The organism is Streptomyces sp. NPDC037271 (assembly GCF_055603605.1).
This window is the reverse complement of sequence record NZ_JBVJVN010000005.1, coordinates 173,931-186,857: the sequence shown is the minus strand read 5'-3', so window position 1 is coordinate 186,857 and position 12,927 is coordinate 173,931. Positions and strand designations below refer to the sequence as shown.

Annotated in this window: 13 protein-coding genes and 1 tRNA gene (1 of these 14 cut by a window edge); 11 read left to right on the top strand and 3 right to left on the bottom strand. The window is 71.7% G+C overall.

Annotated elements, in window-relative coordinates; all coding sequences use genetic code 11:
• Window positions 1-444 carry the end of a beta-ketoacyl-[acyl-carrier-protein] synthase family protein gene (locus ACZ7G3_RS12485; RefSeq protein ID WP_470925174.1) on the top strand. 804 nt of this gene lie to the left of the window's left edge, so the window shows 444 of its 1,248 coding nt (coding positions 805-1,248); its start codon lies off the left edge, out of view; it ends in the stop codon at window positions 442-444.
• A gap of 105 nt (window positions 445-549) precedes the next feature.
• Window positions 550-1,038: an SRPBCC family protein gene (locus tag ACZ7G3_RS12480; protein WP_470925172.1), complete on the top strand. Its 489-nt coding sequence runs from the start codon at window positions 550-552 to the stop codon at window positions 1,036-1,038.
• Here the strand turns inward: ACZ7G3_RS12480 and ACZ7G3_RS12475 are convergent.
• Window positions 1,007-1,771, bottom strand: a complete 765-nt coding sequence (locus ACZ7G3_RS12475) for an SGNH/GDSL hydrolase family protein (protein ID WP_470925170.1) — start codon at window positions 1,769-1,771, stop codon at window positions 1,007-1,009. The two genes, ACZ7G3_RS12480 and ACZ7G3_RS12475, sit on opposite strands and share 32 nt — an antisense overlap.
• 196 nt (window positions 1,772-1,967) lie before the next feature.
• On the opposite strand from ACZ7G3_RS12475, the gene ACZ7G3_RS12470 reads away from it, so the two are divergent.
• From ACZ7G3_RS12470 to ACZ7G3_RS12435, 8 genes are all read left to right on the top strand, one after another.
• A tRNA-OTHER gene (locus ACZ7G3_RS12470) sits at window positions 1,968-2,054 on the top strand.
• Window positions 2,055-2,261: 207 nt separating this feature from the next.
• On the top strand, window positions 2,262-2,942 hold the full coding sequence (locus tag ACZ7G3_RS12465; RefSeq protein WP_470925168.1) for a class I SAM-dependent methyltransferase: 681 nt from the start codon (window positions 2,262-2,264) through the stop codon (window positions 2,940-2,942).
• A 23-nt stretch (window positions 2,943-2,965) separates the two neighbouring features.
• On the top strand, window positions 2,966-4,393 hold the full coding sequence (locus ACZ7G3_RS12460) for a cytochrome P450 (RefSeq protein WP_470925166.1): 1,428 nt from the start codon (window positions 2,966-2,968) through the stop codon (window positions 4,391-4,393).
• Between the two features lie 121 nt (window positions 4,394-4,514).
• Window positions 4,515-5,534 (top strand): hypothetical protein, encoded by a 1,020-nt coding sequence (locus ACZ7G3_RS12455; protein WP_470925164.1) that lies wholly within the window; start codon window positions 4,515-4,517, stop codon window positions 5,532-5,534.
• Window positions 5,531-7,933 carry an MMPL family transporter gene (locus ACZ7G3_RS12450; RefSeq protein WP_470925162.1) on the top strand — a complete coding sequence of 801 codons (2,403 nt, stop codon included), beginning with the start codon at window positions 5,531-5,533 and terminating at the stop codon, window positions 7,931-7,933. Before ACZ7G3_RS12455 ends, ACZ7G3_RS12450 begins: the two co-directional genes overlap by 4 nt.
• Window positions 7,930-8,418, top strand: a complete 489-nt coding sequence (locus tag ACZ7G3_RS12445; RefSeq protein WP_470925160.1) for an SRPBCC family protein — start codon at window positions 7,930-7,932, stop codon at window positions 8,416-8,418. Before ACZ7G3_RS12450 ends, ACZ7G3_RS12445 begins: the two co-directional genes overlap by 4 nt.
• Window positions 8,419-8,536: 118 nt before the next feature.
• Complete coding sequence (locus ACZ7G3_RS12440) at window positions 8,537-9,139, top strand: flavin reductase family protein (RefSeq protein ID WP_470925158.1); 603 nt, start codon at window positions 8,537-8,539, stop codon at window positions 9,137-9,139.
• Window positions 9,140-9,155: 16 nt separating this feature from the next.
• Window positions 9,156-10,490, top strand: coding sequence for an NAD(P)/FAD-dependent oxidoreductase (locus ACZ7G3_RS12435; protein ID WP_470925156.1), 1,335 nt, complete (start codon window positions 9,156-9,158; stop codon window positions 10,488-10,490).
• A 45-nt stretch (window positions 10,491-10,535) separates the two neighbouring features.
• Here the strand turns inward: ACZ7G3_RS12435 and ACZ7G3_RS12430 are convergent, their stop codons facing one another.
• Window positions 10,536-10,949 carry a hypothetical protein gene (locus ACZ7G3_RS12430; protein ID WP_470925154.1) on the bottom strand — a complete coding sequence of 138 codons (414 nt, stop codon included), beginning with the start codon at window positions 10,947-10,949 and terminating at the stop codon, window positions 10,536-10,538.
• A gap of 74 nt (window positions 10,950-11,023) precedes the next feature.
• Between ACZ7G3_RS12430 and ACZ7G3_RS12425 the strand changes: the two genes are divergently transcribed.
• Window positions 11,024-11,845 (top strand): helix-turn-helix domain-containing protein, encoded by an 822-nt coding sequence (locus ACZ7G3_RS12425; protein WP_470925152.1) that lies wholly within the window; start codon window positions 11,024-11,026, stop codon window positions 11,843-11,845.
• Here the strand turns inward: ACZ7G3_RS12425 and ACZ7G3_RS12420 are convergent.
• Complete coding sequence (locus ACZ7G3_RS12420; protein ID WP_470925150.1) at window positions 11,829-12,626, bottom strand: AfsR/SARP family transcriptional regulator; 798 nt, start codon at window positions 12,624-12,626, stop codon at window positions 11,829-11,831. The two genes, ACZ7G3_RS12425 and ACZ7G3_RS12420, sit on opposite strands and share 17 nt — an antisense overlap.
• Between the last annotated feature and the right edge of the window lie 301 nt (window positions 12,627-12,927).

Below are 12,927 nucleotides of genomic sequence, written 5' to 3'. Positions count from 1 at the left end.
GCCTCCGCGGACGCCTACCACCCGACCGCCCCCGACCCGGAGTGCAAGGGGGCCGCGCTCGCGCTGCGGGCGGCACTGCGGGACGCCGACGTCACCGCTCAGGAGGTGGACCACGTCAACGCGCACGGGACCGCGACCCTGATCAACGACGCCACCGAGGCCCGGCTGATCCACGGCGTCCTCGGGGACCGGCCGCTGGTCACGTCGGTCAAGGGCGTCACGGGGCACTCGCTGTCCGCCGCCGGAGCGATCGAGGCGGCCGTGTCCGCGCTCACGCTGGCCGAGTCGTTCGTCCCGCCGACCGCCAACCTGGAGAGCCTGGACCCCGAGATCGAGTTGGAGGTGGTGGCCAAGGAGGGCCGCTGGATGCCGGTCGAGGTGGTCGTCAGCAATTCCTTCGGCTTCGGCGGGCAGAACGCGGTGCTCGTCCTCACCCGGGCTTGACGAGCGCATGTCCCGCTTGACACCGTACGCCGATGCGGGGCCGGTCGGCGCGCCGCCCATTCGGGCCGGCGGGCGCCGCGCCGCAGAAGGGAGCCGACCGTTCCGGTGGAACGTCACTGGCAGATAGAGGAAAGCGTCTTCATCGAGGCGCCTGCCGACCACGTGTACGCGGCCGTGGCCGACGTGCGGTCGATGGGGCGGTGGAGCCCGGAGTGCCGGACCGTGCGCGGGGTGCCCCCCGGACCCGCCGCCGCCGGAGCCCGGTTCATCGGCTTCAACCGCAAAGGCCCGTTCGTCTGGTTCACCTCCTGCCGGGTCACCAGGGCCGAACCGGGCGCCGTGTTCGCCTTCCGGGTCAGCACCTTCGGACTCCCGGTGGCTCTGTGGGGCTACCGGTTCGCCGCTCAGGACGGCGGCACCCTGGTGACCGAGTACTGGCAGGACCTGCGGACCGGCCGGCGCGGCGGGTTCACCGGCCTGCTCGGCCGGATCTTCACCGGTACGCGGCCGGACCGGCGCCACCTCGCCAATCGGGCCGGGATGCGCGCCACACTCGGCCGGCTCAAGGTGACGCTGGAGAACCGGGTTCCGTAGGCCGGAGCCCGGTGACGTCCAGGGAACCCGGGGCGGAGCCGGCGGAACGTCCGCGTATCCCGCCCAGCGTCCGCACCACGGCCGCCGCCGTCACTGCGTGCCCCCGGCCGTTCAAGGCCGTACCGGTGCCGCCCCACACCCCGGCGCCGCGCTCCGGGGGGCCCTCCGACAGGTCGACGTGCAGGGCTCCGTGCCGCAGCGCCAGTGCCCGGGAGCGCTTGGTCCGGGCCCGCTGCCGCATCCGCACCGTCTCGGTGTCCGCGCCCCGGCCGGCGGCCGACCGCGTCAGGTCGAAGGGATCCATCAGCACGACGTCGTAACCGCGTTCGCGCAGCGGGGCGATGATCCGGGTGAGTTCCGTCCGGACGGCGTCGGCCGCGAGCCCCGGCCCCAGCAGATCGTGCCCGCTCAGATGGACCACCGCGAGGTCCCCTCCGAAGGCCAGCGCTTCCGGGAGCTGCCGCGAACGCACCTGGGCGACCTGCCGCACCCGCGCGTTCAGCAGATCGAGACAGGCGAACCGCGGGTCCACCTCCCGCAGCGCGTCCGCGACCCGGGTGGGCCACGGAACACTCAGGTAGCCCTCGGTCGCTTCCGGACGCCGTTCGGCCCGGCCGTCGCCGAGCACCACCATCCGGCGCCAGCGCGAGCCGGCCAGGAGCCGCCGCGCCTCTCCCTCGCCGAGGCAGCAGGGATCGTTCAGTTCCGCCGTGGGCTTCGGTGATTCCAGCACTGGATCTCTCTTTCGTTGCCGTGGACACCCGGACAGCGGGGTACGCAGCCGGCCGACCGGTTGGATGTCTCCTACCGCCGACCGCCGTTGACGCGAGTGAGTCCGCGATTTCAGGACCGTCTCAGAGGAATCTCAGGGGCGGGCGGCAGGATTATGGACATCGGCGAGCGGGCGAAAGCCACCCGGCTCGCTGCAGGGAGAGGTACCCGAAGCGGCCCAACGGGGTTCCGGAGCGATTCGGACCGGGTGAAAGCCCTCGCAGGTTCGAATCCTGCCCTCTCCGCGCAGACCCTCCGCGGACGGATCGTGCGACCCGTGTCCGCGGAGGGTCGGAACGCGCCACGGGCCCGCTGCCGGCGCACCGGGAGGACTTCGACGATCGGCCGTGTGTGTCCGCCGGTGCCGTTCAACCGGGCGGGAACCCCGGCGGCCCTCTCGCGCCGCCGGTCGGGTTTGTCCGTCACACTGCCAGCCGCGAAAGGACCACCGGATGATCGGCACGCTCTTGAAGAAGCCTCTGGAAGTCGTCGAGGCGAACTTCCGGCAGCCCAACGGCACGGCTGGGCAGCTCGTCGGTCACCTGATGACGCTCCAGCACCGCTCGTTGACGGTGTGGGCGCTGGAACACATGGACATCCGGCGCACCCAGCGGGTTCTGGACGTCGGATGCGGCGGTGGCATGGCGGTCAGGCTGATCTCCGAACGGACCCCGCAGGGCTTCGTCGCGGGGGTCGACTACTCGATGGACATGGTCAGCCAGGCCGTGCGCCGCAACGCCGACGGCATCGCCCGGGGCCGCGTCGAGGTCCGGCACGGCGACTCCGCCGACCTCCCCTACGAGGAAGCCGGATTCGACCACGTGAGCGCGATCGAGACCTTCTACTTCTGGCCCGACCCGATGCGCGGCCTCGCCGAGGCCCACCGGGTGCTCCGGCCAGGCGGACAGATCGCGATCACCCTGGAGATGAGCCGGGAGGCCGCGGCCGACCCTTCGCTGCTCCAGCGGTACTTCGGCCAGAAGTTCACCGAACGCTCGGAACGCGACGGACTGCGCATCCTGTCCGGCGCCGAACTGACCGACATGCTGGCCGAGGCCGGGTTCAGGGACGTCCGGTTCGTCTCCGAGCCGCGCCGCTCGCTCGGCTGGGTCTGCGCGCTCGGACGCAAGTGACAGCCGCGGAAAGGACATCGAGCATGACAACGGGGCAGCAGCACAAGGGACCCGCACCGGAAGCAGGCGGCCTGCCGCTGCTCGGCAACATCGTGGACTTCCGCAAGGACATCCTGGACGCCATGCACCAGGGGTGGAAGGCCCACGGCGACCTCGTCCGCTACCGGCTGGGCACCGTCGTGGTGCACGGCGTCTCCAGCCCCGAGCTGGCCGGAGAGGTGCTCACCGACAGCCCCACCTACGGCAAGCTCGGCCCGGACAACCCGCTCCGGCTCATCCTCGGGGAGGGCCTGCTCACCAGCGACGACCACGAGAGCTGGATGCGCAACCGCCGCATGATGCAGCCGATCTACTCCAAGCAGGCGCTGTCGGGGATGTTCCGCGCCATGGTGGAGTCCACCACCGAGCAACTCGCTTTCATGGAACGCGGCTACCCGACCGGCGCAGAGGTCGACGTGCACGGCGAGATGATGCGGGTCACTCTGGACATCGTCAGCCGCTGCATGTTCAGCACCGACGTGAGCCGAACCCGCGACGCGCTCAGCCCCGAAGTCGTGGACGTCGCCGTCAACTACGCCTTCGACCGGCTGCAGAACCCTTTCAGCCCGCCGACCAGCTGGCCCACCCCCCGCAACCGCCGCTTCCAGCGGGTCATGGAGGGGCTCGACGGGATGATGTACGGCCTCATCGAGGAGCGCCGAGCGGCCGGCACACCCGAGGGCGGTGCCAAGGACCTCCTCGACATGCTGCTTGCCGCCCGGGACGCGGACACCGGTCAGGGGATGACCGACCGCGAGCTGCGCGACGAGATCATCACCACCTTCGCGGCGGGCCACGAGACCACCGCCGTCACGCTCACCTGGGCCTTCTACCTCCTCTCCCAGCACCGGGAGATCCTGCGCCGGGCCCAGGAGGAGGTCGACCGCGAACTCGGGGACGGCATGCCGACGGTGGCGGACCTGCAGCGGATGCCCTACCTCCTGCAGATCTTCGAGGAGGCGCTGCGGATGTATCCCTCGGCGCCGATCGTGCCCCGGCTCGCGCTCAAGGACACCGTGCTCGGCGGCCACCACGTGCCCAAGGGCTCCCGGATCCTGGTGAACCTGTTCAACATCCACCGCCACCCGGACCACTGGACCGACGCGGAGCGCTTCGACCCCGGGCACTTCGGGGCGGCCGAGAAGAAGGGCCGCAGCCGGTTCGCGTACATGCCCTTCGGGGCCGGTCCGCACCTGTGCATCGGCAAGCACTTCGCGCTGCTGGAGGCGCACCTGCTGCTGGCCGCGCTCATCAGGCGGTACGACTTCCGGCACATCCCGTCGCACCGCGTGGTCAATCACGCCACCATCACCCTGCGGCCCAAGTACGGGATGGCCATGACCCTGCACGAACGCCGCAACGCCCCGCGACCCGCGGCCGTCCCGGTCGCCGTGGGCACCACGGCGGACTGAGAGCCGGCGTCCCGTCCCCGGCCGCGCCGAGCCGACCGGGGACCCGACGCGGGCTCCGACCTGCCGACCGACAGCCACACCTGCCGTGTCCACGTACAGCAGACCGGAGGAGACGGGACCCATGCACACCGACTACACCACCGCCGACGCGAACACTCTCAACCGCACGCTCTACCGGCCGGGGCAGCGTGAGGGGCACTACGAGAGCTTCTACCAGCGCGGCAACCACCCCACGGAGCCGCGGGCCTTCTGGATCAGGTACACCATCTTCAGCCCGACCGACATGCCCGAGGCGGCCATCGGTGAGCTGTGGGCGATCTACTTCGACGGGGTCACCGGCGAACACGTGGTCGCCAAGGAGGAGTTCCCGATCGCCGAGTGCGCCTTCGACCGGGACGCCTTCGGGGCGCGCGTCAGTGACAGCGTGCTGGAACCGGGCGCCCTGCGCGGCGAGGCCACGGGCACCAACGCGCGGATCGCCTGGGACCTGACGTACAAGGGCGACGAGCCGCCGCTCCTGCTGCTGCCGCCGAAGATGTTCACCGGCGGCTTCCCCAAGGCCAAGAACCTGGTGGGTGTACCGCTCGCGGTCTACGACGGCACCCTCACCGTGGACGGCCGGCGGATCGACATCGACGGCTGGACCGGCAGCCAGTGCCACAACTGGGGCAGCAGACACACCGACTACTACGCCTTCGGCCAGGTCGCGGGCTTCGACGACGCACCCGACAGTTTCCTGGAGATCGTCACCGGGCGCACCCGGGTCGTCGGCCCGGTGACCACGCCGATGGTCACCTTCATGGTCCTGCGCCACGAGGAGCGGGAGTACTCCCTGGTCTCCCTGCGCCAGGCGCTGACCGCGAAGGCCGACTTCGGTTATTTCTACTGGAACTTCGTCGGCGGCGACGACACCGTGTCCGTCCGGGGACGCTTCGACGCCCGGCCCGAGCAGTTCGTCGGACTGAACTACTACAACCCGCCGGGCGGCATCAAGCACTGCCTCAACACCAAGATCGCCGCCTGCGAGCTGGAGATCACCAACAAGATCACCGGTCGCACGGCCCGCCTGCGCGCCGGCAACCGCGCCCTGATGGAGATCCTCACCGACGACCGCGCGCACGGAATCGCGATGCGTGCATGACCCAGGAGACCTCCCGGACTCCCGTGGCGCCGTCCGGCGGCGGTGCCGCGGGCGAGGCACCCGGCGACTTCGGACGGGTGGCCCGGATGGCCACGGGGACCGCCCGGTTCACCCGTCGCCGCCGCCGGCCGCTGGCCGCCCTGTGGGTCCTGCTGATCCTGGTGGCGGGCTACGGAGCGACCCAGCTTGCCGACGAGCTGAGCGGCGGCGGCTGGTACGTCACGGGCTCGGACTCGCAGGCCGCCGCCGAGCGGGTCACCCACGGGTTCGAGGGGCGCGGTGCCACCTCCCTGACCCTCGTCGTCGAGGACACCCGGCACGAGCGGGGCGACCCCGCCTTCGACGACAGGGTCCGGGACGCCGTCGAGCACGTCACCCGTGACCCCGGGCTGAAGATCACCAGCGACTACGGCTACACCTCCCTCACCGGCGACCGGGCCCGCCGCTCCTTCGTCGGCGAGGACGGGCACACCGTGCTCGTGCGGCTCGGCTCCTCGCTCGACGACGGCACCGCCCGCCGTGTGCTGCCCGGCATCCAGGAAGACCTGAGCGACGTCTACGAGCCGCGCGGGCTGCGGGTCTCCCTGGTCAGCCAGGCGGCGCTGTGGGGCGAGGTGAACCACCTCAGCGAACGGGGCCTGCTCCGCGCGGAACTGATCACCCTGCCGCTGATCGCCCTGGTCCTCCTGCTGCTCTTCCGCAGTGTGGCGGCCGCCCTCGCCTCGCTGCTCGTCGGCGTCACCTCGGTCGTCCTCACCCTGGGACTGCTCGCGGTCGTCGCCCGCCACACCGAGCTGTCCGTCTTCGTCCAGAACGCGGCCACCATGCTCGGCCTCGGCGTGGGCGTCGACTATTCCCTCTTCGTCATCATGCGCTTCAAGGACGAACTGCGCGCCGAGGGCCCCGACCCCGCCGCCGACGCCGTGGAGCGGGCCGTCGCCCGCACCCTGCGCACCTCCGGCGAGACCGTGGTCGCCTCCGGCGTCACCATCGTCGCCGCCATGTCGACCCTCTTCCTCGTCGACCTCAACGTCATCTGGTCGATGGCGCTCGGCGCGGTCGTCGTCGTCGCCTTCTCCATCGTCACCAGCGTGCTGCTGCTGCCCGTCCTGCTGCAGCGGCTCGGCCCGCGGATCGAATGGGGCAGGATCGGCCGCCGCGCACCGGCCGGCAAGGACGACCGGCCGAGCCGGTGGGCGTCCGTCAGCCGCAGCGTGATGCGCCGGCCCGTCGCCGTCCTGCTCGTCAGCCTCGTGGGCATGGGGATCCTCGCAGCGCCGTCGCTGAGGCTGGAGACCTTCACCCCGGACGCCGGCGTGGTGCCCACCGGGACGGCGGTGCGCGAGGGCTACGACACCGCCAAGGACCAGTTCGGCGTGGGCAGCGCCGCACCGGTCCAGGTCGTCGTGGAGTCCGACGCACCCCTGTGGGAGCGTCCGGCCGCCGACTCGGCCCGGCTGCTCGACCTGCACGACGACCTGGCCGGGCTGCCCGGGGTGGTACGCGTCGACTCCGTCGTCACCCCACTGCGCCAGGTGGACGCCGCCCGACCGTTCGCGGCCCTGGCACCCCCGGCCGCCGAGCGGCTGCCGGCCGATCTGCGCAGCGCCGTACGGCACTTCGTCCCGGCCGACGGCCGCGCCCTGGTGATCGAGGTCGTCGGCGACGACACCGCGTCCTCCGCGTCCGTACGGGAGCTCCTGGAGTCGGTGCGCACCACGTCCGCTCCGCTGGCCGGGACGGACGGCTGGCAGGTGTGGACCGGCGGTGAGACCGCCGAGGGCGTCGACGCCAACAAGGTGATCTCGGACAGCATGCTGCCGGTCGTCGCCACCATGCTCGCCGTCATCTACCTCCTGCTGCTCGTCACCTTCCGGTCGGTGTTCCTGCCGCTGTCGGCGATCCTCATGAACCTGGTCTCGATGGCCGCTACCTACGGAGTCCTGGTGCTGGTCTTCCAGGACGGCTGGGGCAGCGGCCTGCTGGGCTTCGACAGCAACGGCAACCTCACGAACTTCGTCCCGGTGCTGCTGGTGACCCTGCTGTTCAGTCTGAGCACCGACTACGAGGTGTTCCTGCTCAGCCGGGTCCGGGAGGACTACGTCGTCACCGGCGACGAGACCGGCAGCGTGGCCCGCGGCATGGCCGCCACCGCACCGCTGATCTCGGGCGCCGCCGTCCTGATGGTGGCGGTGTTCACGGCGTTCGCGTTCGCGGGGGTCCTGCCCATCCAGCAGATCGGGATCGGCATGGCGGTGGCGATCGCCCTCGACGCGACCGTCGTACGGCTGCTCGTGGTACCGGCCACGATGCGGCTGATGGCCCGCTGGAACTGGTGGCTGCCGGGCCGGAGGGCCCGGACGGCCGGAACCCGTGATGTCGAAGAGGTGAAACGGTGAGCGAACCGAGGAACGGCCCCGCCGTGGCCGAGCGGCTGACCATCGAGGTGCCGCCGAAGACGGCCTGGGCCGCGGTCAGCGACGTGCGGCGCATGGGGGAGTGGAGCCCGGAGTGCCGGGGGGCCTGGCTCCCCGGGGCGGTCGTCCGCCCGCAGCCCGGAGCCCGCTTCGTGGGCCGCAACCGTGCCTCCTGGCTGCCCTGGGTGACCATCTGCCGGGTGGTGGAGTCCGTCCCCGGTGAGGAGTTCTCCTTCGATGTCAGCTTCTTCGGGGTCCCGCTCTCCCGCTGGACGTACCGCTTCACCGAGGTGCCCGGAGGGTGCGAGGTGACCGAGGAGTGGTACGACCGGCGGCGCGGACTGCACGGCCGGCTGCTCACGGCCACCGCCCCGCTGCTCACCGGAGTGGTGCGGCGTCGCGACCGCAACCGCCGTACGGCCCGCGCCACCCTGATGGCCTTGCGCGACGCGCTCGAAGCGGGGTGACCGGTCCCCGGCCGGCGGCGGCAGCCCCCGCGGAGCCGAACCGGCCTCCGCGGCCGGCGAGTATCCGAAGACGCCACCGCGATCTGCGAATGACGAACTCTCAGAAAGGAGCCCGGTGATGCGTCAGGCCACTGCCGGACCACCACCCGGTGAGCCGCACGCGCTCGCGTCCGTCCCGCTCACTTTGCCGGAGGCCGGTCAGGCCGCCTGCCGGGACTTCTACTCGAGGCTGGCGTCCGGCGTTACGGTGGTGACCACACGCGGCCCGGACGGCCCGGTCGGCAGCACAGCCTCCGCGGTCACCTCGCTCTCGGCCGATCCACCGCTGCTCCTGGTCTGTCTGAGCACCGGTTCGCGGACCCTGGCCGCGATCGCGGAGCAGGGTCGGTTCGCCGTCAATCTGCTGCGGCAGTCCCAGCGGGCGCGCGCCGAGCTCTTCGCGGACCCCCGGGCCGGAGCCGCCGAGCGGTTCGCGGAGGTGGACCACGGCACCGAGCTGACCGTGCCAGTGCTGGACGACACTCTCGGCTGGTCGGTCTGCCTGACGGAGGACGTGCGCCGCTACGGAGACCACTGCCTGGTGGTGGGCCGTATCGCGGCGGTGCGCTCGGCCGAGGGCCGGCCGCTGCTGTGGCACGCCCGGTCCTTCCACACCCTGGCCGACCAGGACGTGCTGATCACCGCCGGGACCGACCAGCGACCGTCCCCGGAGACACGATGACCCCCCTGGAGAAGCCATGACGAGACCCGCGGCCGGCCGGCCGTGCTGGACGACACCCGGCCAGGACCCGGCGGCGCCCCCCGGCGCGGAGCAGGCCCCGCCGCCACGGGTGAGCGGCGTGCTCGACGCGGACGTGACGGTGGTCGGTGCCGGGCTCGCCGGGCTCTCCACCGCGTACCACCTGGCCGACCGCGACCCCTCCCTGGACATCGTGGTCGTCGACGCCGAGGGTCCCGCGGCAGGGGCCAGCGGGCGCGGCACCGGCCTGCTCGGGCCGAGGGTCGGACCGCCCGTCGACCGCGCCGTCCGCCGTTTCGGCCCGGACGCCGCCCGCCGAATGCACCTGGCCAGCGTCGACGCGGTGGAGCGGACCGTCGAGTTGTGCGCCCGGGTGGGCGTCACCGGGACCGTCCGTACGGGCGAACAGGTGGTGGCCACCCGCACCGCCGACGGGCTGGCCGCCCTCGCCCGGCAGTCGGCGGCGTACCGCGATCTCGGCCTGGACGTGCCGGTCCTCTCCGCCGCGGACATCCGCGACCGCACGGACGTGCCGTACCACGCCGGGCTGTCCTACCGCGCCGCCACGCTGGACCCGGCCGCACTCACCGGGGCGCTGGCCCGGGCGTGCGCCGCCAAGGGGGTCCGCTTCCTGGGCAACAGCCCGTTGCTGGCCCTGCGGCCGGACAGCTCCGGCGCCGGGACCTGCCTGGCCTTCCCGGGCGGTACGGTGCGCACCGGCAAGGCGGTGCTGGCCGTCAACGCGGCGGCCGGCGACCTCGGGCTGCCGGTCGGCACGGTGCTGCCGCTGCTCGTCCACGCCGTCGCCACCGAGCCGCTGCCCGAGGAGGTGCGCCGGGCGCTGGGGGGAGGGGCCGGCTGTGCGCTGATCGACGCTCACCCGCTGGCCCCGTACTTCCGGACGACTCCCGACGGGCGGCTGGTGCTCGGCGGAGGCCGGCCGCTGCTCGCCCCGGTGCCCGACGACTCCGGCGCGGTGCGGGTGTGGGCCTGGCTGGAGGAACGGCTGCGGCGGCTGCATCCGGCGCTCGCCGAGGCCGAGGTCACCCATCGCTGGTCCGGTCGCATCGGGATGACCACGGACGGCCTGCCGGTGGTCGGCCCGCTCCATGGGCACCGGGACGTCTGGTACGTGGGCGGCTGCTGCGGCCACGGCCTGGCCATGTCGGTCGCGCACGGTGCCCACGTGGCCCGGGCCCTGACCGAGGGGGTGCGGGACCGACTGCCCTGGCACCGCTCCCGAGCTCCCCGGGCACCGTTGCCGGGCCCTGCCCGGCCACTGCTCGGCGCCGCCCTGCGCCTGATGGAACGGGGCGCCGCCACCGCGGTGTGACCGTGTGCCGTCCCGTCCCCGCCGCGGGGACGGGACGGCACAGGCTCAGGCGCCCTTGCGGCCGACCAATACCGCCGTCGTCGCCAGCAGCGCCATGGCGGCGATGTCGATGCGGGCGACTCTCATGTTGGCGCTGTTGAGTTCCGGCGTGGTGTAGGCGAACAGCAGGAACGTGCCCATGCTGACGGCTCCGGCGGCCATGGCGGGAATCCGCAGTGACGGGATGAACGCCGCGCACAGCAGGCCGATCCCGACCAGTCCCAGCAGCACGGCGCGGTGCCGCAGCAGTAAGGTCAGGTCGGCGGAGTCGGCGCCGTCGACGGAGACCCCGTACGCCGTGCTGATCCGGGACGGCGCCACCGCGACGAAACCGGGCAGCAGATTGATCGCACCGACGATGAACAGCAGTGCGGTGATGAGGCGTTCGGTCCACATGATGTCGTCTCTTCGTTCGTTCACGGAAGGCGGGGGACGTGCGGCACGGCGTAGGGACGCGTGCCGACAGCGATTAGCATGTCCGTATGCGTCCGGCGGTGCTTTCAGAAACGTGCTGTGAGCGCGCCGAGTTGTGGCTGTGGCCGGGGCAGGCCCTGTACGTGGGCCCCTCCTTGGAGCTGGACGTCCACTTCGGTGCGGTGAGCTGTCTGGCACTGGGCCTCGACGGGCCGTTCACGGTCGAGCTGCAGCACGGCTTCCGGTGCCGCACCCGGACGGCTCTGGTGCCCGCCCGGGTGCGGCACCGCATCGTGGCCGAGGGCGCCCGCATGGCCTTCTGCTACTTCGACCCCGCCTCGGAACGCGAGCGGTCCTGCCGCCGGCGGATGGGCGGCACCGCGGAACTGGCCACGGATCACGTGTACGAGGACGAACTAGCCCGCAGCGCTGCGATGTTGACCGGCGGCGCACCGCTGGCGGACGTCCGGAAGTGGTTGGACCGGGTCGGCCCGGACAGTCTCGGCGAGCGGCGGGACCCACGGGTGCGGCGGGCGACGGCACACCTGGACGGGCCGCACGGCCGACGGGTGGCGGCGAAGGACCTGGCGGCCGAGGCGGGGCTCAGCGTCTCCGCGTTCCTGAGACTGTTCCGCGCGGAGACGGGGACCACCTTCCGGCGCTACCGGATGTGGGCCCGGATGCTGCGGGTCGCGGAACTGCTGGAGACCTGGCCCGACCTGTCGACGGCCGCCGTGGAGGCGGGATTCGCCAGCCCCTCGCACTTCAGCAGTGCGTTTCACGCCATGTTCGGCCTACGGCCCAGCACCCTCTTCGCCCGGCACACGGTGATCCGGACGGTGGGCCCGCCGGAGCGCGAGCCCGCCCTGTCCTCGGTCCGGTCGCTCACGCGGAGGCAGTGAAACTGTAAGCATGGTCGTGCGGCAGTTCCTCCTGCCGCAGGATCTTGCCCTGCAGCCACTGGAGCCGGGGGCCCGGGGCTATGCCGAGTTCGTCCATGAGCAGTTCACGCAGACGCGCGTACCGGTGCAGTGCTTCGGCGGGCCGGCCCGACCGGTACAGGGTGGAGACCAGCATCTCCCAGGCGACCTCGCGTAGCGGGGTACGGGCGGTGAGTTCCTCCGCCGCCAGGAGGGCCGCCTCCAGATTCCCTTCGGTGATCAGGATGGACACCCTCAACTCCTGCGCCAGCATGTGGGCTTCTTTGAGCCGAGTGATCTCCCGGGAAGCGAAGAGGTAGTCCGTCGCCTCGGCGAGCGGGGCTCCCCGCCACAGGGCCAGCGCGGCGGTGACCTCCTGGTCGGCCTCCTTGACGCGGTCCAGTCGCAGAAGCCGCCGCGCGTCTTTCAGCATCCGCTCGAAGTGATAGACGTCCTGGGCCTCGAAGGGGACCCGCAGCGCGTACCCCATGGGCTCGCGGACCAGTACACTCGTGCCGCCGCGCCGGGTCCGTCCCGGTTCCAGCACGTCGCGGAGCCTGCTGATGTGGGCCTGCACGGAGGAGACGGAACTCGACGAGGGACTGTCGGGCCACAGGTCCTCGCGCAGGGTTCCGAGCGGAACGGCACACCCTCTTTCCAGCAGCAGCCGGATCAGGAGTGCTCGTCGTTTCGGTGGTCCGATGGTGAGGGGCTCGCTATGCGAGTAAGCGACCAATGGCCCCAGTAGCCCGAACCCGAGCATGGGAGAGGGGCTCCCCTCTCGGTCATGCCCAACAGATAACCAGTTCATGCTCATATTTTACTGTGAAGTTGAAGCATCCGGTCGGCCCGCCGCGCCGTTGGCGCGAAGTTGGGAAATATCAGTGGTAGGGGACGTGCTCGCATCCTTCGTTACCTCCGGTACGCTTCCGTGTTCCGGTCATCGGTCTATCTGAACCGGAGAGTATTGCAGTCGCGGCCTTGCTCTCCGTGTGGGTTTCCGGATATGGGATCGGCGTGCCTCGGATTGGGCGGGACGAAATGCGGTGCGGGTGACAACTGGC